Annotated in this window: 20 protein-coding genes; 14 read left to right on the top strand and 6 right to left on the bottom strand. The window is 40.6% G+C overall.

What is annotated here, in order from left to right:
* Positions 1-42 precede the first annotated feature (42 nt).
* The 3 genes from A923_RS0106095 (at position 43) to A923_RS0106085 (ending at position 2944) form a co-directional block, all read left to right on the top strand.
* Positions 43-948, top strand: a complete 906-nt coding sequence (locus tag A923_RS0106095; RefSeq protein ID WP_017220777.1) for a LysR family transcriptional regulator — start codon at positions 43-45, stop codon at positions 946-948.
* Positions 949-1064: 116 nt separating this feature from the next.
* Positions 1065-1994, top strand: coding sequence for an NAD(+) diphosphatase (gene nudC / locus A923_RS0106090; RefSeq protein WP_017220776.1), 930 nt, complete (start codon positions 1065-1067; stop codon positions 1992-1994).
* 2 nt (positions 1995-1996) lie between these two features.
* Positions 1997-2944 carry a LysR family transcriptional regulator gene (locus A923_RS0106085; protein WP_017220775.1) on the top strand — a complete coding sequence of 316 codons (948 nt, stop codon included), beginning with the start codon at positions 1997-1999 and terminating at the stop codon, positions 2942-2944.
* 160 nt (positions 2945-3104) lie between these two features.
* On the opposite strand, the gene A923_RS0106080 is transcribed toward A923_RS0106085, so the two are convergent.
* Complete coding sequence (locus A923_RS0106080) at positions 3105-4820, bottom strand: methyl-accepting chemotaxis protein (RefSeq protein WP_237716180.1); 1716 nt, start codon at positions 4818-4820, stop codon at positions 3105-3107.
* A gap of 693 nt (positions 4821-5513) precedes the next feature.
* Between A923_RS0106080 and deoC the strand changes: the two genes are divergently transcribed.
* The 4 genes from deoC (at position 5514) to A923_RS0106060 (ending at position 8791) form a co-directional block, all read left to right on the top strand.
* The gene (gene deoC, locus A923_RS0106075; protein ID WP_017220773.1) at positions 5514-6290 is read left to right on the top strand and encodes a deoxyribose-phosphate aldolase; all 777 of its coding nucleotides are present in this window, start codon (positions 5514-5516) and stop codon (positions 6288-6290) included.
* A 486-nt stretch (positions 6291-6776) separates the two neighbouring features.
* Complete coding sequence (locus A923_RS0106070) at positions 6777-7742, top strand: porin (RefSeq protein WP_017220772.1); 966 nt, start codon at positions 6777-6779, stop codon at positions 7740-7742.
* A 328-nt stretch (positions 7743-8070) separates the two neighbouring features.
* Positions 8071-8445 carry a hypothetical protein gene (locus A923_RS0106065; protein WP_017220771.1) on the top strand — a complete coding sequence of 125 codons (375 nt, stop codon included), beginning with the start codon at positions 8071-8073 and terminating at the stop codon, positions 8443-8445.
* A gap of 1 nt (position 8446) precedes the next feature.
* Complete coding sequence (locus A923_RS0106060; protein WP_017220770.1) at positions 8447-8791, top strand: hypothetical protein; 345 nt, start codon at positions 8447-8449, stop codon at positions 8789-8791.
* Positions 8792-9366: 575 nt separating this feature from the next.
* On the opposite strand, the gene A923_RS0106050 is transcribed toward A923_RS0106060, so the two are convergent.
* The 5 genes from A923_RS0106050 to A923_RS0106030 all read right to left on the bottom strand — a co-directional run bounded on the left by A923_RS0106050 (position 9367) and on the right by A923_RS0106030 (position 14654).
* Positions 9367-11034 (bottom strand): sensor domain-containing diguanylate cyclase, encoded by a 1668-nt coding sequence (locus A923_RS0106050; protein WP_017220767.1) that lies wholly within the window; start codon positions 11032-11034, stop codon positions 9367-9369.
* Positions 11035-11260: 226 nt separating this feature from the next.
* Complete coding sequence (locus tag A923_RS0106045; RefSeq protein WP_017220766.1) at positions 11261-11524, bottom strand: hypothetical protein; 264 nt, start codon at positions 11522-11524, stop codon at positions 11261-11263.
* A gap of 72 nt (positions 11525-11596) precedes the next feature.
* Positions 11597-11767 (bottom strand): hypothetical protein, encoded by a 171-nt coding sequence (locus tag A923_RS23085; RefSeq protein ID WP_017220765.1) that lies wholly within the window; start codon positions 11765-11767, stop codon positions 11597-11599.
* A 361-nt stretch (positions 11768-12128) separates the two neighbouring features.
* Positions 12129-12641, bottom strand: coding sequence for a phage regulatory CII family protein (locus A923_RS0106035; protein WP_017220764.1), 513 nt, complete (start codon positions 12639-12641; stop codon positions 12129-12131).
* A 420-nt stretch (positions 12642-13061) separates the two neighbouring features.
* Positions 13062-14654 (bottom strand): L-lactate permease, encoded by a 1593-nt coding sequence (locus A923_RS0106030; RefSeq protein ID WP_017220763.1) that lies wholly within the window; start codon positions 14652-14654, stop codon positions 13062-13064.
* Positions 14655-15483: 829 nt separating this feature from the next.
* Here A923_RS0106030 and A923_RS0106025 point away from each other — a divergent pair.
* From A923_RS0106025 to A923_RS0105995, 7 genes are all read left to right on the top strand, one after another.
* Positions 15484-16266, top strand: coding sequence for a (Fe-S)-binding protein (locus A923_RS0106025; protein WP_017220762.1), 783 nt, complete (start codon positions 15484-15486; stop codon positions 16264-16266).
* A 1-nt stretch (position 16267) separates the two neighbouring features.
* Positions 16268-17767, top strand: a complete 1500-nt coding sequence (locus A923_RS0106020; RefSeq protein ID WP_017220761.1) for a LutB/LldF family L-lactate oxidation iron-sulfur protein — start codon at positions 16268-16270, stop codon at positions 17765-17767.
* A 2-nt stretch (positions 17768-17769) separates the two neighbouring features.
* Positions 17770-18483 (top strand): LutC/YkgG family protein, encoded by a 714-nt coding sequence (locus tag A923_RS0106015; protein WP_017220760.1) that lies wholly within the window; start codon positions 17770-17772, stop codon positions 18481-18483.
* Between the two features lie 83 nt (positions 18484-18566).
* Positions 18567-19469 (top strand): LysR family transcriptional regulator, encoded by a 903-nt coding sequence (locus A923_RS0106010; protein WP_017220759.1) that lies wholly within the window; start codon positions 18567-18569, stop codon positions 19467-19469.
* Positions 19470-19688: 219 nt separating this feature from the next.
* On the top strand, positions 19689-20333 hold the full coding sequence (locus A923_RS0106005; RefSeq protein WP_017220758.1) for a LysE family translocator: 645 nt from the start codon (positions 19689-19691) through the stop codon (positions 20331-20333).
* Between the two features lie 80 nt (positions 20334-20413).
* Positions 20414-21862, top strand: coding sequence for a hypothetical protein (locus A923_RS0106000; RefSeq protein WP_033197558.1), 1449 nt, complete (start codon positions 20414-20416; stop codon positions 21860-21862).
* A 244-nt stretch (positions 21863-22106) separates the two neighbouring features.
* Positions 22107-23690, top strand: coding sequence for an ABC-F family ATPase (locus A923_RS0105995; protein ID WP_026006094.1), 1584 nt, complete (start codon positions 22107-22109; stop codon positions 23688-23690).
* The last annotated feature ends 174 nt before the right edge of the window (positions 23691-23864 follow it).

Genomic DNA, 23864 nt, shown 5'->3' with positions numbered 1-23864 from the left:
CTAGCTCGATTACACATAACTGTTTCATAAAGTGGACCAATAATGCGAAGTACCGATGATTTTTTAATTTTTTATCACCTAATTGAACAAGGTTCTTTTAGTAAAGCGGCTGATATTATTGGTTTAACTAAGTCAGTAGTGAGTAAACATATTACCCGTTTGGAAAAAGAGATGGGCGTGCAGTTGATCTTCCGTACGACTCGGAAATTGACCTTGACCGAAGCGGGTAAGGTTTTTTTTGAACACGCGAGAACTATATACCAGTCGGTGCAAGGTGCAGTTGATGCCATGAATGGGTTAGGGGATAGCTTATCAGGTTCGATTCGATTAACAGTGCCGACCGTGTCTGGCGAAATAATATTAGCGGAAGCGATTGCCGACTTTAGTGCCAGCTATCCCGACATTCATGTTCACATGGATCTGGACAATAGCTTTGTTGATTTAATTGATAACAACTTTGATCTGGCGATCCGCACTGGCGCATTACAAGATTCGAGTTACATTGCCCGTCGTTTAGTACAAGCGCAATGGGTGATCTGTGCATCACCAACTTATTTAGCTAAAAATGGCACACCCAAGCGCCCACAAGATTTAGATAAGTATAATTGTCTCGCATACAGCCAGCAGGAAAGTGGCGCGAACGAGTGGTTATTTAAAGGCCGTGAAGCAGACTACAGCGTTAAGATTTCTGGTAACTTCAGTACCAATAATTCGGCGGCATTACGTAAGGCAGCCTTGTTTAATTTAGGCCTGATATATGTACCTAAAGTGCTGGTGGCCGATGATTTACAAGCGGGCACGTTGGTGGAAATTTTACAGCAACAAGTGGCTAAATCATTAGGTATTTATGCCATTTATCCGTATACCAAATTGCAGCCATTAAAAGTGAAACTGTTTATCGAACATATCTATCAGTTTTACCAACGTCAAGCAGATAACTTTAGTTAAGCTTGGAGGCTCTTGTGACAGACACGCTGCTGAACCACGACAGAAATCATTGTAGAATTCACAACACGATTCACAACAAATCATAAATAAACAAGAACACAGCAAGGATGATAAAGATGCTTAAATATACTGAGATGTTACTCGACCGTGCATCTAATCAACGAAAAAGCCCTGAATGGCTAGTGAGCCAAAAGAATAATAATAGCCGTTGGGTATTAACCCATGCAGACCAAAACTATTTTAACCAAGCGGATAAAGCGCCGTTATTTTTAACACTTGATGCGGTTCAGCACCTTGATTTAGAGGACGCTATATTTTTAGGCCTTGATGAAAGTAATGCGAATACGCCTTATTTTTCGTTAGATTTAACTCATGTTGATGTCGCGGTCGTCGCCGCATTTTTGCTTGAAGGTGAGTTTAACGACCTGCGTAAAATGACGGTGATGTTAGATAATCCATCGGCCTCATTAATGGCACTGGCCCGTGGGTTAAGCTTTTGGCATCGTTCGCATTGTTTTTGTGGACGCTGTGGCGCAGTGAATAAATCGGTGTCAGCCGGGCATGCACGGTTATGTACTAATCCTGATTGTCAGCATCAAACATTCCCACGTACCGATCCTGCCGTGATCATGGTGGTACGAAAGCTGTTTGCAGATGGTATTGAGCGTTGTCTGTTAGGTCGCCAAGTGGAATGGCCAGAAGGCGTGTATTCGACCTTGGCGGGTTTTGTTGATCCCGGTGAAACATTAGAAACAGCTGTAGCGCGTGAAGTCATGGAAGAGTCGGGTATTGCCGTCACTAATGTGCAGTACTTAGCTTCACAACCTTGGCCATTCCCATCCTCTATCATGCTTGGTTTTATTGCCGATGCCAGCAGCGATGATATTCAGGTTGATAAACATGAAATAGATGATGCTCGCTGGTTTTCACGCGCTGAATTACAAGCGTTTGGTGAGTGGGGTGATGATGCACCTGGTTTTAAAGTACCAAGAGTGGATTCAGTTTCGCGTTATTTAATTGATCACTGGATTAGTTTAGGCGATTAGTTATGAAAGATTTTTTACAGCACCGAGCTTATCAGATCGTATTTTTTAATGCCTTGGCGACGAGTGGCAGTTTGACCAAGGCGGCAGAGATGCTAAAAGTGTCAGTCTCTCATGTCAGTAAGCAACTGCACAGCTTGGAAGAAGACTTAGGCGTGCAACTGATTAACCGTAGCACCCGCACCAGAACCTTGACGGAAGAGGGCAAGCGTTATGCACAATACAGCGCTAAAATAGTCTCGCTTATTCAAGAGGCGGATACGTTAGTCACCGATACTAGAGATGAAATTTCCGGGCATATTCGCTTGGCTCTGTCGCGTTCTTTTGCCACGCTACATATCATCCCAGCGTTGGATAAGTTGCAAATAAAATATCCACAACTCACAATCGATGTGAGCCTGTTCGATCACAAGGTTGATATGTTGGCAGAGGAGATCGATCTCTGGGTTACTACTTACGAAGATATTAACGAAGGTTATGTGGCGCAGCGCATCGCTGATACGCGTTTCTTGTTACTCGCCGCGCCTGAATATTTACAGGCTCATGGCACCCCACTGCATCCTGATGAGTTAACTCAGCACAATTGCGTGACTTACCACAGCAAGAGCCGTAGCTGTAATCATTGGTCTTTTGCTAAAGACGATGAAGAGTTCAGCATCAGCGTATCGGGTAACTACCGCGTCAACTTAGCCGAGGGTGTTAGAGACGCGCTTATTGCTGGTAAAGGCATTGGTTATCTGGCCAGTTACTTGCTCACCGATGAATTGGAAACCGGTAAGTTGGTGCAACTATTACCGGACTGGCGGGCTAATCAAAAGATGCCTGCCTATGCTGTTTATCCGCGCAACAAACATCTGCCAGCCAGAGTGAGAACGGCGATACATTTCTTAAAGGATACTATCGGGCATCCACCATACTGGGATAAAGCTTTAGCTAAATGGGCAAAATTTTAAGGCAAGAAAGTACCTGTTCTGTAAGGTAAAGGCAGGACGTTTTCTGATAGGAAAGCTGTTTAAATTAATAGCGCCGTATCATTACGGCGCTATTTTTATCAATATTTATATCAATAGTTATATAAATATTGGGTCTTTAAGTTTAACTTCAAACTACAGCCTATAATCTGAATTGACCGACTATGTGGCTCAATCTATTTGACATATTGCCCAGCTCTTGGGCTAATTCAGTGCCACGTCCTGAACTTTTATCTGACTCTTTAGCTGAATCATTTAACTCTACAACACTGCGATTGATATCTGCCGCAACATGACTTTGTTCTTCGGCAGCGGTCGCAATTTGATTATTCATATCTTGAATAATTGATACTGAACTTAAAATGGCATTTAATGCGGTTTTAGCGTCAGATGTTTTAGCTGATGTAATGTTGGCATCATGAGAGTTATTAGTCATGAGTTCGACTGATTTTTTAGCTTCGGATTGCAGCGTACCAATCATGACTTGAATTTCTTCTGTGCTGTGCTGAGTTCGACTTGCTAGACTACGAACTTCGTCAGCAACGACAGCAAAACCGCGGCCTTGATCACCCGCTCTAGCCGCTTCAATTGCCGCATTAAGGGCAAGTAAATTAGTCTGATCTGCAATACCTCTAATCACATCAAGAATACTGCCAATGTTTTCAGTTTCTTGCTCCAGATTAAGAATAACATCTCTGACATTCTCAATATCAATCACCAATGTTTGAATATTGCTGTTCATGCTTTCAATAACGGAAATACCGGCTTCAGAGTGTTTGTTGGCATCACTGGCAGCATCGGAAGCCTGCAAGGCATTGCGGGCCACTTCATCTACAGTGACCGTCATTTCATTCATTGCCGTTGCCGTTTGTTCTAATTGCTCCGCTTGGGATCTAGAATTACCTTTAACTGCTGTAGCTGCTGATAATAGCGTGTGCGATGATTGATTTAATTCACCTGTCGTTTGATTGATTTCTTCAATCATGCCCCTTAAATTAAGAATCATGACCAGTACATTATGATAGATACCTGTTTGTTTATCAGGGTCATTTACATCCATGGTTAAATCACCATTTGATACTTGCTGCACGAGTTTGGATATGTCTTCAGGTTCACCACCAATCGGTGCATAGACTAATTTGATGACGACGGCATAAGTACAAAAGATAAAGATCCCGACGGCAATGGCTGACATTATTATCATCAACATCAGTGCATTTTGGCTGTCTTGTTCAATCACTTTGATCTTTTCGTAGTTCACAACCGTCCAAGGGAAATCCTGCAACTGCTTACTTACTGCAAAGTATTCTGTACCGGCTGGCGTTACGTAGTTAATTTCTTCGTTCGCCGTGGTTTTTAAAGTATTGTACTCTGGATGAAGATCAAAAATATTATTAGTTATATCGGCTTTATCCGTGGCTGAAATAATAAAGCCATCTTTGCGGAATACAAATATGCTGCTGTCGCCAGATAGTGAATCCATAAAATGAGCGATGGCCGACATTTTAATTTCAAATGCGAGAGTTGCCACCGTTGAACCATTTTTAATAATAGGAACGGCGAGCGTGATCACGTCTAGGTTATGGTCATTTTTATAATTTTGAGTAATAACACGTTCAACCCGTTGTTTAAAAATTTGCTCATACCAACCTCGATTCAATGTTTTAGCATTAAAGTTTTTGATATAACCAGCATTAGTAAAAATAACACCAGACTTCAGTCCAATAAAAATCTGGTCAATACCGAGTGTTTTTTCTAGCTCAGAAAGAGAATCTTTAATTTCTGCTGGATTAATTAAATTACCTTCATCATCAAAAGCGAAATGACCGATTGAATTTAAGAAATCAAACTCACGCATTATTCTTGCACTTAATGCTTTTGCAAAGAGGCTAGAATTTTCCTCTAGCTTAGACTTAAAGTTGTGCTCGCTAGATGTTTTAAAATTAATATAACTAGATATTGATAGTATCAATACGACTAAAATTAATAATGTTGAATTAATCAATGCGAACTTATTTTTTAACTTCAATGTAGTAACCTCATGAAGATGCAGCTTTAGTTTGATACTGACAGCGTGCATATAAACAATAATATAAAATACGTGGTGTTAAAAAAAGGACTGCGTAAATCTTACGGATATGTGGTTTTAATTATAGCTATAAGGTCATTAAGGACTCTGATATAACACGGGTATTAACCTTTCTTACTCTCAGTATATTCGCTATTTGGGGGTTTGGTAACTCGGAAAAATACCTGATATTTTTCTATAGATAACCTATAAACCCTCACTCAATGCGTTTCGAAGTAATTCACCGCGCTTATTGCCGGTAAACGCAGGATGTTTTCTGTATGGAAAAGCTGTTTCAACTAATAGCCTATGGGACGATGCACTTTAATTCTCTATGATAGCCCCACATTAAAGGCTGAGCAGCGGGTAGAACATTCCCTTCACCCGCGGTTACATCCAAGCAAACTATTTAAGTAATTCATACGTTTAGCTGTATTTGTGTTTTACAATTACAGCCGTAAACGTCCTTTGGAGATATGATTCATGAGCGATTTAAAAGCAGCAGCCCTAAAAGCACTTAGCCTGATTGACCTAACCACACTGAATGATAACGATACCGATGAAAAAGTGATCGCTTTGTGCCATGACGCTAAAACAGCCGTTGGTAACACCGCTGCAATTTGTATTTACCCGCGATTTATTCCAATAGCGAAGAAGACATTAAGAGAACAAGGTACGCCTGAAATCAGAATTGCGACAGTCACTAACTTCCCCCACGGTAACGATGATATTGCCATTGCTGTCGCAGAAACAAAAGCCGCGATAGCTTACGGCGCAGATGACGTGGATGTTGTTTTTCCTTACCGTACGCTTATTGCGGGTGATGAGACGTTAGGTTTTGAATTGGTTAAGCAGTGCAAAGCAGCTTGTGGTGATACTTTACTTAAAGTGATTATCGAGACTGGTGAGTTGAAAGAAGCACATTTAATTAAGCGTGCTAGTGAAATTTGCATCGAAGCAGGCGCAGACTTTATCAAGACGTCAACAGGTAAAGTCGCTGTTAATGCGACACCAGAAGCCGCTGAAATCATGCTTAACGTGATTAAAGATATGGGTGTTGCTCATCGTGTTGGTTTTAAACCTGCGGGCGGTATTCGCACGACAGAAGACGCTAAATTATTTTTAGATATGGCCGCCGATATTATGGGTCAAGACTGGATTGATGCTGAACATTACCGTTTTGGTGTATCGAGTCTGTTAACTAGCTTACTGAATACTTTGGATGTGAGTGAACAAGTTGCGGATCCTACTGCATACTAATTGCTACCAGCGCCGTATTACTGTCGTGCTAATGAACAGTAAAACGGCGCTTTTTATACTAACATTTTAACTTTTAACCCTTTAACTTCAGCCCTTCATTATTTTTACTGTATGAATACTTCTTTCCCGCGACACATAACTAGTCACTTCCAGCTCCCTGTTCTAATCGCTTAAGCAATCATATTTCGTTCGTATCATTTTTAAAATTGTAGCATCGACATCAATCGCACTGATTAGTTTTATGAGCGAGACTACTAGTTTCATAATCTAGTAGTTTTACGAGTTACGCGGTATTAGCTTAGCTAATACAATGACCGCAAGCAAAGCAGGTACGCGTGCTATAACTGAGAGTATTAATGACGCTTATACATAGCGACAGCGTGAAAACTTGTTTTAATCTAGCATTTAGAAAGTCAAATAACTCTTTATATTAAATAGTGATTTGACGCTCGACCTAACATTGACCACACAAATTTGGAATTGTTCATGACAAAAATAAATAAAGCATTATCTCTTACATTAGCAGCTATTGTATCTATGCCGACTTTGGCTGAAAGCGTAAATACTGATGATTTTTCTTTTGGTGGTCGTATTGAAGCAAGGGGCGTACTTGCCGATAGCGATTTTTCAGATGCTTCACGTGTACGTCTAAACGGTCAAGGTAAACATGAGATTAATGATGCTTTAACAGCTGTTGGTAAGTTCGAATATGAATTTACTCAAGATAAGAAAAGACAAGAAATTCCTGGTGAATCGTCAACGTCTGTAATCAATAATCTTCGTTATGCATACGTAGGTGCTGAAACTGCTTTCGGTACAGTAACATACGGTACACAGGATAACGCTGTTACTTACCTGACTAACTTTACTGATATGGCTGAATACTTCAGTGGTTACACTAACGAAAACATAACAGCAAGTGGTGACCGAGCTGAAGATACAATTCTTTATAGCTTTACCCAAGGTGATTTAAAATTCAATGCATCTGCTAACTTAAAAGAAACTGAAAATGGCGGCGGCTTGATGGTTGCTTACCAAGTAATGCAAAATGTTGAATTGAGTGCTGGTTATGCGGCAACAGAAGCGGCTGAGAACGAAACTAACTCATCAGATGTATACATGGTTGGTGCACGTTATACTAAAGATACTATTTTGGTTTCAGGTCTAGTACAAACAGGTACTTTAGCGGATGCAGACTTCAATGCCGTTGATGCATTTGCATCTTATGGATTTGGCCAGAATACAGTAAGCGTGTCTTATAACTATTACAGTGCAGACGAGAAAGAAGAGCTAGACCTTAACTTCGTTGCATTTGAATATGGTCGTTATATTGGTGACGTAGCTGCATATGCGGGCTATAAAGTGGCATTCAACGATGATAATTCTGCTGGTACTACCAAGAATCCACTCAATGCTGATGAATTCATCATGGGCGCTCGTTACTCTTTCTAATCTTAGCTAATTAATACCGAGCTTATTGAAATCGCCACTCCGAGTGAGAGGTGTGTAACTCAAGTTTAGTTGATTGTTTCTGTCGGTTTCTTAGTCTTTACCGTAACAGAACACAATATACCCTTTATGAAAAATCCCGCTTATTTGCAGTAAGTGGGATTTTTTTTGCTTTTTTAATCAGATAGTCTATTTATTTAAAGAGCATGACTTAAAAGCCTTATTTAAATACCTTCATTTAATCCCAACCTACATGAATCGCCTACTGTTGATTTGACTTACTAGTAAAATAAGGCTATAGTGTTTAGCTGACCAAATCAAAGGGGTTAAAATGTTAAATTTAGATGAATTGCACTTTGTGCCGCATTCTTCATTTCAATCTTTATTTGAACAGCAAGAAGTTAAAGAATTATGGGCATTTTTAAAAACACCCAACAATCTGATTCGTATTGACGCTGCTTTATATCTTGGTAAGAGCCCACTTGAGGTAATTACCCCAAACCTACTAACCTTGTATATATTCTCTGATGATGTGGATAAAAGCCTAAAAGACAGATATAAGAAAATATGCGGCGCTTTTATTAAAGCGATTGCAAATGAACTTGGCTATTCACAGAATCAATCACGGATTAAATTAAAAGCGAGCACGGTTACCAGACCACAGCTTTTTAGTACTTCAACAACTTATTCAAAGAAGGCTTGTTAATATGAAAAAACCACTATGGACTAAAGAACGTATTGCTCAAAAAGGATCTGTATTTTTGCAATCGGTATTGAACAACATGGGCAGCAAAAGCTTGAATGCAACCGTTCGATTTGGCACTACGGGTACCGGTGATTTACCTAATTATCAAGTGAAAAAAGAATTCGGTCCAATTGCACCAGATCGCCATCTTATTACTGTTTATCAAAGTCGCAGCCATAAAAAATATACTGGCACAGCAGTTTTTAATGAAGATAACTTATCGGAAGAATTTACTTATGCCGATATTATTGAAATGTTAGCAAATGATATTAAAGGCATGTTAGCGGACGATAATATCCATAGCTAAACTGCTTTTGTATAAAGACGAAATTCGAAACAATTTTAATCGCCCCGCTTGTGAAAGATTGGGCGAGCAAGAATCCGTTGATGTTATCTGCATTTCTGGTAATTTGTTTGATGGCAGTATCAACGCCGCGCAGTCTTTGTCTGAACAGGCACAGGTATCGTCAGCTTTTAATGACGTTACCTGTGCCTATTTACATTTTCTCTGGTATACCACCATTAGCAATCCTGGTGGCTCCGCTAAAGGGTCGATACCTAAGTATAAAATTATTCATCTTTCAACGAACTAGCCGCTTAATCAACAGTGCTCACTTTTTGCTAGCTGATATTCTAGTATTTCTACCAGTTACGGTGCTCGACACTTATCCATATACTGGCTTTAATATAGCTGAACTGGATAAATAATGATGAAGACGTTTTTATTGAACATTTTTAAGAAAAAACTAAAATCGGTGAATTTAAATGAAAAACTCGAGCATGCGATGCTTGAGAACCCTCAACGACCACTTAAATTTTAATTAAATACCTAATTTTACAACCGTAATGCTCAGTAAAAATGACGCAGCATAGTCACGCCCATCATCCCCTCTGCATACAGTCCTGATGCCTTACTTGCATATTAGTGTCAAAGAATTGAAAGTTGTCACGGCCACTATCTTTAGCTCGGTAAAGAGCAAGATCGGCATATTTCAATAATTCTTTTGGCTCATAGGTATGTAACGGCGCGATACTGATCCCGATACTGCAGGTAATTTTAAAGCTGTACTTATCAATATTGATACTGCGACGCACCGATTGCAGGATCTTTTGTGCGACAGCTTGTATGTCTTCTGGATGAGTGACGTCTTGCAGTAAGATCGTGAACTCGTCACCACCTGGGCGAGAAACCGTGTCTTCCGAACGTACGCAATCAGTTAGCCTCAGACCAACCTCTTTTAACAGTTCGTCACCAACATCATGTCCATAGGTGTCATTAATAGCTTTAAAGTAATCTAAATCAAGCATGATGACCCCGATACCCGTGTCTTGCTGGCGCTGCAATATCTCCGTCGATTGATTCAATCTATCGTATAACAAACGTCGATTAGCTAAACCTGTCAATGGGTCATAAAGGGCGATTTTCTCAATTTTAATTTGCTGATCTTTTTGTGTGGTAATGTCTTCACTGACACTAATAAAGTGGCTTATCTCACCTTGATCATCCATCACTGGAGAGATTGACATTAGTGACCAATAATAGGCACCGTGTTTTGTTCGATTAAAGGTTTCACCATGCCAATTGTTACCGGCAAGTATGGTGCTCCATAACTCTTGATGACAAGCTGGAGGCGTTTCTTTGGTGCTAATAATACTTGGTGTTTGACCTACTGCTTCCGACTCACTGTATCCGGTTACTTCGCAAAATCTGGGATTTATGTACTCAATAATGCCATGTTTATCGGTGATCATGATGGAACTGGCACTGTGTTCGACAGCTCTTGACAGTTTTAGAAGTTGTATTTCAGTCTTTTTATGCGTGGTAATGTTCGTCACAAAAGCAAAAAAACCGCAACCATCACGCATCGTTGTTGCCGTTAACCGTACATTTATTTCCTGACCGCTTTTATGTCGAATAATTAAATCTTCGTCACGATGCAGTTGAATATCGCGACGATTCAATTGCGGAGTAAAAGTATGCTTGAATTCAGGCGTTACATAATCAATGGCTGAAAGTCCCTTTAACTCGGCGAGTTCATATCCGGTAAGGTGGCACAAAGCATGATTGGCAAAGGTGATGTTGAAGTCATTATCGACCATCAAAAAACCTTCCGACGTCGTTTCAATAACGGTTCGAAACAGTTGTTCATTGTTGATATCGTTTTTAAATAACGGTTCCTTGCGTTTTCGGTCGGTAATATCCAGCAAGTATCCTTGGGCTATTGTCTTTTCGCCTTGCTCATCGGTGATGATGATGCTTTTATCATAGACCCTGCGAACGTCACCATTGCAGGTAATGATCCTGTAATCTTGTTCCAAGGATTCAGTATTGGTCGTTAAGCACGTATTCACTTCGGCGGTAATACGCTCGATATCTTCAGGGTGTACTATTTGGGTAAACAGGCGTTTTTCCGACAGGAATGCTTCTGCTTCATAGCCAAATTGGTTGATGTTATCCGTGACGGATAATAGCGGCCAACCAGGGCCAAGGTGTCTGGTAAAACATATCACCGGACCTTGTTCAAATAGTCTTTTATCTGATAAACCCATTAGTTGGTATCCCTTAAAAATAACATCGTAGTCCATAGCTGCGGTCATGATACCGCTGATATCTATCACAAATTCATTTTAACATTCGTAACGGTTATCTAAATTGATTAATGTCAATTGCTTAGGTACATATGTCGAGAATGAGCGGTCTCCATAATCATAGGAATTCGCTTATCTTGAACGTTGGCCTGAATCATATATCACACCCTCGTGAGGTAACATGAGTTTAAATGACGATATCTATTGTTGGTCGCGTTGGTAGCTTAAACATACTTTCTGTTTGTTGATTCAGATCCAAGCTTTGATACTGGGACATTAACTCTACAGCTTCTAATCGTAAGGCCGCTTGTTTTAACTGTTGCGTCATCATTTTTGTTTTATGGGTTTCTAGACGAAGCTCTTCTTCGCGATGATACCCACGCATTCTCATTATTTCTTTTGTTTTATTTTCGGTATTTGAATTGAATAAATCTATTAATGTCCTAGTCATAGAAACCTCATCCTTTAGTTTATATTTTTAATTAATGCTAAATTGACCTCTTATAAATATCTGCTGATGAGGTTAATCTTTAATGTCACACACTTTTCCATTTTCCATTATTACTGAGTGAATATTGTAGCTCTTCAATACCGTAATTATTTCTTTGGGTAATTCGATTGCATCGTCAAATTCGAAAGAATTAAATTCATGTAATAAAGCCTTACACTCTTCTTTTGTTAATTTATTTGTCATACCCCATCCTTGTGTTTATGTTGTTAACTTTAGTGGGTGGGGTATCTTGCGTTCGACCTCACCAGTTCTCAATGGAATAATCATAACGTTATATCTTGATGTGAAACACGTGAATCAGCGGGCTGTTTTCACATTCAAATTTGACTAGATAAGTTGAAAAAGTGATTTAGTGAATCAGACCTTTTTGAGCGCGCTCTAAATAGGCCGTCGATAGCCTGTTGAGTATGAGTATGAGTATGAGATTATAGTGGAGTGGTGGCAGCTTTGTTTTTATAAAGAATAAGAATGAGGAAAGTAAATAGTAGCAGTAATGAATGGGTGCGAATGACCCATACACCTTAAAATATGTATACAAACAACATTATTTTATAAGTTCATTGCTATCACTCGCTTTAATTAAAATAGCTTTCAATTTGACTAACGCATCAATCTCGTCATTTATTTCTTTCTTAATTTTTATTATTTCAGTAGGGCTAATTTTATTGTTTTTTAAGGCTTCATGTATTTCATTAGACACATCACCGTGTTCTTTACTCGTTCCCACCAATGCGTTTGAAATTGATTTATAATTTATACTGACATTAGGTTCAGCGTAGTGCTTATCACACTTCAAGTTGAACACTTCTAACATATCTGTAAATACACTGACATGTCGGCCATTGTCATCTAATTCTAAAACCTTCATTACCGACATGAACTCTGTCAGCGTTAATTTATGTTCTTTAGACGTCGGCGTGAATTTATTACTGAATGTACCTGAGGATACTTTTGTGCCATTCATTTTCAATACTTCACTATAAATCTTAGTGATCCCTATGTCTTTTGAATGTGAATGTAACGTGGTTAAAAAGTTATCCATCAAATTATTATCCATTTATAACGTCCTTTTTAATGTTTAAATTTCAGCATTCTGATTATTCATCGATACTTTCATATACTCAATCGAGTCTTTTATAGAAACGGTATAAGCTAGAAAGCTATTTATTTTAAGACGTTAACGGATATTACAATTGATTAAAAGTAGGTAGACCTGTTGAGCGATACAATATTTTAAAAGAGTTAAATGGGTCACCTTTAGTGTCTCGACTTGAATTGAAACATTCAAAATAAACCACCGTTATACCGATGCGGAGCCACCTGGTTATAATATCTATATATCCATGTTGAAGTATTTCATGTCACTGCAGAATATTACTGACATTATTTACACCATAAACAAAAAAACCAACAGCTAAAGCTGTTGGTTTTTTAATTTAAAAATTAATCACGCAGGGTAATCCCCCTACATTTATGCTTATAAAAGCGTACTCACTACCGCTGCAATCACACCGTAGATAACCATCGGAATAACGGTACGTTTGATAATGTAACCTTCTTTGTTGGAAATACCCAAGATAGTCGATACCGCAATGATATTGTTAATACATACCATGTTGCCCATCGCGCCACCAACAGATTGCAGTGCCAAGATAGTTGTTTCAGGTAAGCCAACTGTCGTCGCAATCGTTTGCTGAATAGCACCAAATGTCAGGTTAGATACCGTCGCCGAACCCGAGAAGAATGCACCCAGCGCGCCAAGGTAAGCTGAAGCAAACTGCCAGTTAGTACCCATCAAATCAGAGAACGCCATGCCGATGATTAGGATAGGCGAGTTTTCACCGCCAGCCATCATCAGTTTCACCATGATCAACGCGCCAATTAAAGTAATAAATGGCATTTTGATGCGGCTACCGGTTTCGCTAAATACCTGCTTAACCATGCTGCTCTTGACTTTGAATAGTGGGATAGAAATTAATACCACTAACAAGAACGGGATCAACGCAGGTACATACAAGGTTTTGTAAGCCCAAGCGACGTTAGTCCCTAAGATGTTACTGAGTTTTAAGATCAACGCTTGGCTAACACTAAAGTCACCCAGGCTACCGAGCGATACCGATAATGCTTCCGTTGCATCTGTCAGCATTGATTTAATACCAAGCTGTTGGATGCGTGTCACGATTAAGATAACGATTAGCAAGATAGTCGGGGTCATGGCTTTGAAGATCTCGCCACGGCTTACTGTCGCTAGCGTTGTCTGCTTGTCAGTCTCATTCGTTACTACTTTAGCAAGGCCAATGTTTAACTTGGCTAAACCAATAGAGATCGTCAAACCAATTGCGCCGCCGACTAATGCAGGGAATTCATAGTTCCATTGTGCGAACAAGAAATACGGGATAGTACAAGACAGGGTACTTAATAGAATGAAGAAGTAGTTACGACGGATCTCAGTCCATGACGTAACAAAGCGTAAAGCCAATACCGGGATAACAAATGCAGCAACAAAGTGGATCATCGCAGTTTGCTGACCAATCTCAAGCAAAGCTGAATCAGTTAAACCTAAGTTTGAGAAACCAAACCACGTCGGCGTACCCACTGCACCAAACGATACTGGTACCGAGTTCATCACTAGCGCTAGCATTGCCACTTGCAATGGTGGGAAACCTAAACCAACTAAGATAGGCGCAGCAATCGCTGCTGGCGTACCAAAGCCTGATGCACCTTCAATCATGAAGGCAAACGCCCAACCAATGATCATTAACTGAGCAACTTTATTAAGGCTGATGCCTTCTAACCAGCGGCTGATTGTATTTTCAGCACCCGTTAGACACATCATGCGGTTCATCAAAATTGCCCCGGCAATAATCGATATTGGGGTAATGGCTGACAAACTACCAGCGATTACATTTGCCCAGATCAACGTCAAGTCGGTTTGGAAATAAAAGATTTGCAGTACACCGACAAACAACGCCGTTAACGGCAGTGCTATATATGAAGGTACACCATTCTTTTTCGTCATCATCCATATAAGGACGATAATTGGCATCATTGCCAAGATTAGGGATGTCATTGCTACCCACTCCATGTGTGCTCAGGCTATAAGTCTATCGGGTTTACGCTGATAGTCATGCTTGAGTCTATTTATAATCGTATTTGAATGTATTGTAGATAAAGTACAGTTAACTAAATGACTGCGCTTTTCGAATACCCGTGTCTTGTGGGAGATGGATTGTAAGAGCTTGAGCAGTAAACTCCACCCCTCTTTTGGGGTATGTAATTAGGACTATGGGCTGTAAACGTGACATAAACAACGCAGTGTAAAATTACGTAAATTATCAAAAAGATTTAAATCAATGGCTTACGTAACAAGCAATAAAACACCATAAATGATTGTAGCGGTATTAGAAACAGTGATTGTCATAATGCACGGTAATAAAATTGCGCGGTATTATCGATAAATTAAGCGATTCATGGATTTAGTGTAATTAGGTAAATAATTTTGATGAAATTCAACCACAAAAAATAGGGTTTATCTATTTATAAGCATTAATACGTTATTTTATTACCGCATCATGCACTCTTCAAATCCCTTGTTCTATCTATTATGAAACCTATTGCCAAGCGTGAATAACTGCTGACTAATTGCACTAAACCAAAAATAGCGGCATTACCATTAATGTCGAACTTCATTGTTTCCATATTTGATCTAATGGTACTTCACTTTTTAGCTACGTAAAAATGTAACCTGTTGTTTTAAATTAAATTGTTATTCTTAACAAAAAGTTAAGATCACACAGTACAACCAATTTGCATATTTATGGGGGTTAATTACGTTCGTTTTTTGCCATACTTACTTATATCATGCTGCAAAAAATAAGCTCGGTGAGCAAGGTGAGATGATGAAAGTTAATTTTTTTGTAACCTGTCTATGTGACGTTGTTAAGTCAAACGTAGCGAAAAAAACAGTGCTATTACTAGAGCAGTTAGGCTGCGAGGTATTATTTCCGAAAGAGCAAGGCTGCTGCGGTCAACCGTCATTGAATAGCGGGTATATCGAATCAAGCAAGCCAGCGATGAAATCACTAATCCGAGCCTTTGAAGGTAATGACTATCCAATAGTGACGCCAGCGGGTTCATGTGCAGCAGCGGTAAAGAAATACCCTGAGTACTTAGCGGACGAACCAGAGTGGGCGGCGCGTGCGCAAGCGGTATCGGATCGCTTGTTCGAGTTAACACAGTTTATCGTTAACGAATTGAATATCGTCAACGTCGGCGCGAAACTACCAGGGCGCGGCGTTTATCATCCTTCTTGTAGTCTTATTCGTAAATTAGGTGTGCGTGAAGAACCGCTTAAATTACTGGGTAATGTCGAAGGGCTAGAATTAGTCGGCATTAAAAATCAAGAAACCTGCTGTGGCTTTGGCGGTACCTTCTCAATCAAAATGGCTGAAATATCTGGCGAAATGGTCAAAGAGAAAGCCGCTAATATTACTGCTGTCACCCCTGATTATTTAATTGGTGCCGATGTGAGTTGTCTAATGAACATCGCCGGACGTTTATCGCGTGAAGGTAAAACAGTCAAAGTGTTACATATTGTTGATGTGCTCATGAGCAACGTTGTTGATGATCTGAGTCAGTCAACGATTACAAGTAATGATAGCCTTACCGTGGAGGTTAACTAATATGTCGATGAAAACCAGTGATGTGATCTTTAAACAGCGTATTAAAGATCAAATGCAAGATAGCTTTATGCGTAAATCGGTGGCCAATGCCCAAGAGCGTATGTTCACTAATCGCCAATTAGCCGCGGATAAACTCGGTAACTGGGATGAGTGGCGTGAAAACGGAAAGCAGATCCGTGAGCATGTATTAGACAACCTTGACTACTACTTACATCAGTTAAGTGAAAACGTGCAAAAAGCCGGTGGTCATGTGTTTTTTGCTGAAACATCGGAACAAGCCACAGACTATATTGAAAATATAATCCAAGAAAAAAACGCTAAAAAAGTCGTCAAATCTAAATCCATGGTGACCGAAGAGATTGGTTTGAACGCAGTAATTCAACGTAACAACTGCGAAGTGATTGAAACCGATTTAGGTGAATACATTTTACAAGTGGATGACTGCGATCCACCGTCACACATCGTGGTACCAGCGCTACACAAAAACCGTGAACAGATCCGTGGTGTATTCGAAGACAAGATTGGCTATAAAGGCAGTTCTGATCCGGAAGAAATGACACGCTTTGTGCGTGAACACATTCGTCATGACTTTATCGAAGCAGACATTGGTATCACCGGCTGTAACTTTGCGGTTGCCGAATCTGGTTCAATTAGCTTAGTGACTAATGAAGGTAACGCGCGATTAGCTACTTCATTACCAAAAGTACATATCGCGGTGATGGGTATGGAGCGTATTGTCCCAACCTTTGAAGAACTGGATATCATGGTTAGCTTGTTATGCCGTAGTGCGGTTGGTCTGCCATTAACGGGTTATGTCACCGCGATTACGGGTCCACGAGAATCCAATGATATGGATGGCGCTGAAGAGTTCCATTTAGTGATCTTAGATAACGGTCGTTCAGACATTCTAGCTTCAGAGTTTAAAGACATTTTACGTTGTATCCGTTGCGCTGCCTGTGTGAATACGTGTCCTGCTTATCGCCACATTGGTGGTCAGTCTTACGGTTCTATTTACTCTGGTCCGATTGGCGCGGTACTGTCACCACTGTTGGGTGGTTATGATGATTTCCAAGATTTACCGTATGCCTGTTCATTATGCCAAGCGTGTAATGATGTCTGTCCGGTTAAGATCCCACTATCAGATTTGTTATTAAAACACCGTGAAAAAATGGTGATTAAAAAGATCACACCATTGGCGGAACGCATGACGGTATCGGCCTTTAACTACCTTAATTCCAGCCCTAAGTTGTGGAACGTGGCGATGAAGGTGGGCGGTAAAGTGGCGCCGAAAGTGATTAAAGATGGCAAGCTACCGATTAACGTTGGCGCTGTTGCTGAATGGACTGAAGCCCGCGACTTACCACAACCAGATGGCGAGTCATTCCGCAGTTGGTTTGCTAATCGTGATGCTGCTGATGCAGGTAAAGAGTTGGCAGCTGTGACAGGTATCGTTAACCCTAAACCTAACCTTTACTCTAACACTGACAAGGTTGAGAAATAATTATGCAAGCTAAGATACATAATCGCGATAGTTTTTTGGGTTCATTGGCATCTAAACTGGGGCGCGAAATTAATACTCAAGGCGTTGTTCGTCCGCCATTGCCGCATAACCCGCATCATGATGTGATGGCAGACTTTAGCCAACAACAACTTGCTGATGCACTTTTAGAGTTTACTAAGACTAATTTAAACTCATTAGGTGTGAGCTGTACTAAAGCTGAATTACATGAAACCTTAATCAGTATTTGTACTGGTTTCCGCGCCGGTAAAATTGTCGTGTCAGGTGATAACCGCTTGGCTGAACTCGACGTGGCTAATTGCTTAAAACTGCAGTTTGATGATGTTTATACTTGGGATGTTGACCAAGCTCATGCCGTTAATATCAAGCAAGCAGAACAAGCGAAAGTCGGTATTGTGTTTGCAGAACAAGCGCTAGCAGAGTCGGGCACGATGGTATTGCACAGCGCTGCATCGCATGGTCGTTCGGTCAGCCTATTACCTGAAACATCGGTATTCTTGGTGCCACAAAGCCAAATTGTGCCGCGTATTACCCAAGCTGCGAAAGTGTTGCATGATAAAGCCCAAGCAGGTGAGCGTTTACCGTCTTGTGTTAACTTTATCTCAGGCCCTAGCTCAACCGCTGATATCGAGTTAATCAAAGTAGTGGGTGTGCATGGTCCTATTCATGCCGCTTATGTTGTTATTGCTGATATGTAGTTGTTACGTAAACGCCCTCGTTATCTATGGGCGTTTACGTGTATAATTATAGCGTCCCTTTATTTTAGTAAACCGAGAATTGCATGCCGCAAATTGATGATTTAGTGTTATTTACCCAAGTGATAGAACTTGGTTCATTTAGCAAAGTAGCTGAAGCGAACAAGGTCACTAAGTCTGTGGTGAGTAAACGTATCAGCCGATTAGAAGAAGACTTAGGTGTGCAGCTCATCTTTCGGACTACCCGTAAGCTGACATTAACCGAAGCCGGTGAAATGTTGTTTTACCGTGCTAAAGGTATCGCCCAAACGGCTAAAAATGCCTTTGATACCGTGACCAGTTACAGTGAAACCTTAGCGGGTCATATCAAGATGTCAGTACCCACTATCTCCGGTGAGCTTTTATTAGCGAGAGCCGTGTCTGAGTTTTGTGAAAAGCATCCAGGACTAACTGTCGATATGTCGATGAATAATGACTTTGTCGATTTGGTTGCCGATGGTTATGACTTGGTGATCCGTACTGGTCATTTAGAAGATTCCAGTTTGATTGCGCGTCATATCTTTAATTCGCGTTGGATGATTTGCGCGAGCCCTGAATATTTAGCGCAACAAGGTGAACCGCAATTCCCCGAACAGCTGGCGCCGTATAATTGCCTCGGTTATACCTGCCAAACTAGCGGTGCATTCAATTGGTTATTCACTCATGATGACGCCCCGTACAATGTCAAAGTATCGGGTAACTTTAGTTCTAACAATGCAGTGGCGTTAAAGCAAGCCGCATTGGCAGGGAAGGGCTTAGCTTACTTACCAAAATGTTTGGTTTATAACGAACTCGATAGTGGCAAGCTGGTGGAAGTACTATCACAGCAAACAGCCAAGGTGATCGGTATTTATGCCGTGTATCCGTATACCCGAAAGCCAGCGAAAAAAGTGCAGCTGTTAATCGAGCATATCCGCGCTTGTTATCTGGACATGAAAGAGAATTTTTAATCGTTTGTGTTATTAGCGCATAACCGTTCATTTAAATGACGTCTATTTTAATCGCTGTTAAATACCGCCATAAATGCGTTAGATCGCCATTAATCTAGCGCGATCTATTAACGCCAGTTAAGCTTTTGGTTATTGATTTCACCTACAACTTAAAAAGTAGGTGAAAATATCGCTAATTGTATTACAATCCAGTTTCTTTTTTTGTAATGCGAACCCTTCATGATTGATTTCTCTATTTTACCCCTCTATTTAACTGCTGTTGTAGCGTTATTACTTATCCCTGGTCCTGACATGTTATTAATTGCCAGTTCAAGTTTAAGCTATGGCCGCAAGGTGGGATTATTTGCCAGCTTAGGTAACGCAACATCAGGTATTATCTTGACGTTATTAGCGGCGATGGGTGTTTCTGCGATGATCGCCATGAGCCCGATAGCCCTTAAAGCGCTGCATTTTTTGGGTGGTTTGTATTTATTAAAAATGGGTTGGGATTGTTTACGCACTAGCTCGGTAGTGGCACCTGAAGTGAATCAAACCAGTAAAATGGCGCGTTCATTGTATCGTAAAGCGGTGTTCAGCAATCTATTAAACCCAAAAGCATTATTATTCTTTGTGTTGTTTTTACCCCAGTTCGTATCATCAAATATTGAGACTTCATCTGGCGAACAAATGCTAGCGCTAGGTTTACTGCTTAATGTATTAGGTTTGTTGTTTAACTTACTGCTGGTAGTCACGGTCGGTACATTAGGTAAATCATTATTAGCCAATGAACGTTTCCACATCTACCAGCATAAGATCATGGGTTCAGTATTCGTATTACTTGGTGCATGGTTGCTATTCTCGCAAGTGCCTACTGCGGTGGCTTAAGCTAAATCTAGCTCTATACTTACAAAGCTAGATGATGAGAAGGATCTCGTCGCCCTGCTACCATTATTGTGAGTAATATTATGGCCTTCGCTAAAAGCAGTCTGATTGTAATATCTAGCCTTCCTATTTTATTTATTAATACCTCTTTTGCCGCTCCGAATCCAAACGCGGGACTTAATCCAAATCATACTCGTGTTTTACAACATTGGGATAACTCGCGGCGACATGCAGCAGTGCCCAGAGACTTATTTATTGATCCGCAAGGGCAAGGTTATATGCGGGTTAAGCAGGGTGAGTTAATGCCTTACGGTCATACCATGAAGCCACTAGCAGGAAAACCAAAGCGTAGTCGGGATACTACTGCGCCGGTGATATCTAATCTATCACCGGATGCTGGTGAGCTTGATACTTCGGTTATATTGGCGGCGACGGTGACCGATAATGTCGCGGTATCTCGGGTTGATTTTTATCTCACCGGCCCGACAGCTAACCCAACGAATTACAGTTTTTCAGCGAATTCATCTACTGATAGTTGGACTGCAGCAGCCCAAAATCTTACTTACGGTGAATGGTGTTGGTACGTGACTGCAAGGGATACCGCTAAACGCGGCGGCAATCGTAGTACCTCACCTGAAGTTTGTTTTGATGTCGATGGTGGCAGCGGTGTTACTGAACCACCAGTAACAGAAGAGATAGTGGTTAATGGCAATTGGAGTATCAGCGGACAAGATGTTAGTGCTGATGTGCAGTGGGCCGCAGGGCGTATCTATTTTGAAATGCCAGCGGACCAACTTAAAAGACAGTGGAACGGTTATGTGTGTTCTGGCACAGTTGTAAAAAATTCGACCACTGGGCGCTCACTCATTTTAACCGCAGCGCATTGTGTTTATGACGATACCAATAAAGCCTTTGCCCGTAATGTGTTGTTTATCCCCAATCAAAGTGATTCAGGTACAGGCACAGATACCAACTGCAGTAATGATGTGATTGGTTGCTGGAGCACGGCATTTGGGGTTGTTGATAGAGGTTGGGCGCAAACTACGTTCCCGAATAATATAAAATGGGACCACGCCTATTATGTTGTCAATGATAGCGACGCACACAGTGGTAACACAGCTAGTTCTGATATTTTATCCGACGCGGTACCTGCGCTAAACATTAACTTTATTGCTCCGCTACATAGTGAAGGGGACGGTACATATAGCTATGGTTTAGGTTATTCCTATGCTGATGACCCGCACTTTATGTATTGCGCAGAAGGCATGACAACGATAGGTGCTGTGAATTGGTGGTTACCAAGTTGCGGTTTATCAGGCGGTGCTTCGGGTGGTCCTTGGCTACAATATAATGGTAACGATGTTTGGGATATCATCTCGGTAAACTCTTGGGGTTATACTACAGGGCCAGGTATGGCTGGACCCAAGTTGGATACTGCTTTGGGTGCATGCTTATATGACGCTGCAAATACCACTGCAGCGCCAAGCTCGTTGAGTGATGGTGACGCTGGTATCATTACCGATTGCCCATAGTTTGCTTACAGCTACTTGCTAATAAAAGCAGTGATAACGGATTGTCACTGCTTTGTCCATCATAGCGAATATCATCAAATATCAATCTTTTAAAAGTAAACTGCAATTATCCCGTATTAACTTTAAAATCCTTTCAATTTTACCAATCAGACTACGTGATTTACATCACATTAGGTGATATACTCCGCCAACTTAAAATTCAGTAATTTATATTTTAGTCCATTTTTGGACAGGAGCGTTCCCTATCATTAGCACAGCAAATATTACAATGCAGTTCGGTGCCAAGCCACTTTTCGAAAATATCTCAGTTAAGTTCGGTGGCGGTAACCGTTACGGTTTAATCGGTGCTAACGGCTGTGGTAAATCAACATTCATGAAAATCCTAGGTGGCGATTTAGATCAAAGCTCTGGTAACGTGAAACTTGATGAAAACGAACGTCTAGGTAAATTACGTCAGGATCAATTCGCATTCGAAAAAAATACAGTACTTGATACTGTGATCATGGGCCACGCAGAAATGTGGACTGTGAAAGAAGAACGTGACGCAATTTATGCTAACCCAGATATGTCTGAAGCAGATGGTATGCGTGTTGGTGATTTAGAAAGTGAATTTGCAGAGATGGACGGCTACACAGCTGAATCTCGTGCGGGTGAACTACTAATCGGTGTTGGTATCCCAGTAGAATTACATTACGGCCTAATGAGCGAAGTTGCTCCAGGTTGGAAACTACGTGTACTACTAGCACAAGCACTATTCTCTGATCCAGATATCTTACTACTTGACGAACCAACGAATAACTTGGATATCGCAACGATTGACTGGTTAGAAGAAACGCTAAACGCACGTCAAAGTACAATGGTAATCATCTCGCATGATCGTCATTTCTTAAACAGTGTTTGTACTCACATGGCTGACCTTGATTTCGGTGAACTACGCGTTTACCCAGGTAACTATGATGACTACATGTTTGCTGCTACATTAGCACGCGAGCAACTACTAACAAGCAACTCGAAAAAAGAAGCTCAAATTACAGAGCTTAAAGCATTCGTTGCTCGTTTCTCTGCAAACGCATCTAAAGCCAAACAAGCATCATCACGTGCTAAACGTCTTGATAAAATTGAGCTTGATGAAGTTAAAGTTTCTAGCCGTCAAACGCCATTTATTCGTTTCGAGCAAGAAAAACAACTTTACCGTAATGCACTAGAAATTGAAGGTCTAACAAAAGGCTTTGATGAAGGTCCGTTATTCTCAGACTTCAAAGCTATGGTTGAAGTTGGCGAGCGTATCGCAATTATCGGTACCAATGGTGTTGGTAAAACAACATTAATGCGTATGTTAGCAGACGAACTTACTCCAGATGCGGGTGAGTACAAATGGTCTGAAAACGTAAACATCGCTTACTATGCACAGGACCATGAATCATACTTCGAAGAAGATATGACGCTTATGGAGTGGATGAACCAGTGGAAAGAAAAAGGCGATGACGATCAAACTGTTCGTGGTTACCTAGGTCGTTTATTATTCTCTAATGATGACATTAGCAAGAAAGTAAGTGTTCTATCTGGTGGTGAAAAAGGCCGAATGCTTTACGGTAAATTAATGATGCAAAAACCAAATGTATTATTAATGGATGAACCAACTAACCACATGGATATGGAATCAATTGAGTCATTAAACATGGCGCTTGAGAAATATGAAGGTACTTTACTATTCATCTCTCATGACCGTGAGTTCGTATCTACAGTTGCTACACGTATCTGGGATATTACTCCAAACGGCATCGTTAACTTCGACGGTACTTACGAAGAATACATCGCAAGCAAATAATTATTCTTAGCCAAGCAATACGTTGCTTGGTTTAAGATTTATAGCTTGTAAATAAAAGGCTCATCACATAGCTCTCTTTCTAATAAAGAGCTGTGATGAGCCTTTTTTATATCTGCGATTTACGCTACAGACTGTTAGCATGAAATTATGCGCATAAAAAAACCTGAGTAGCTG

It is taken from the genome of Moritella dasanensis ArB 0140 (assembly GCF_000276805.1).
GTDB classification, from domain to species: Bacteria; Pseudomonadota; Gammaproteobacteria; order Enterobacterales; family Moritellaceae; genus Moritella; species Moritella dasanensis.
The sequence above is the reverse complement of the archived record's forward strand: the minus strand, read 5'-3'. Positions and strand labels throughout refer to the sequence as shown.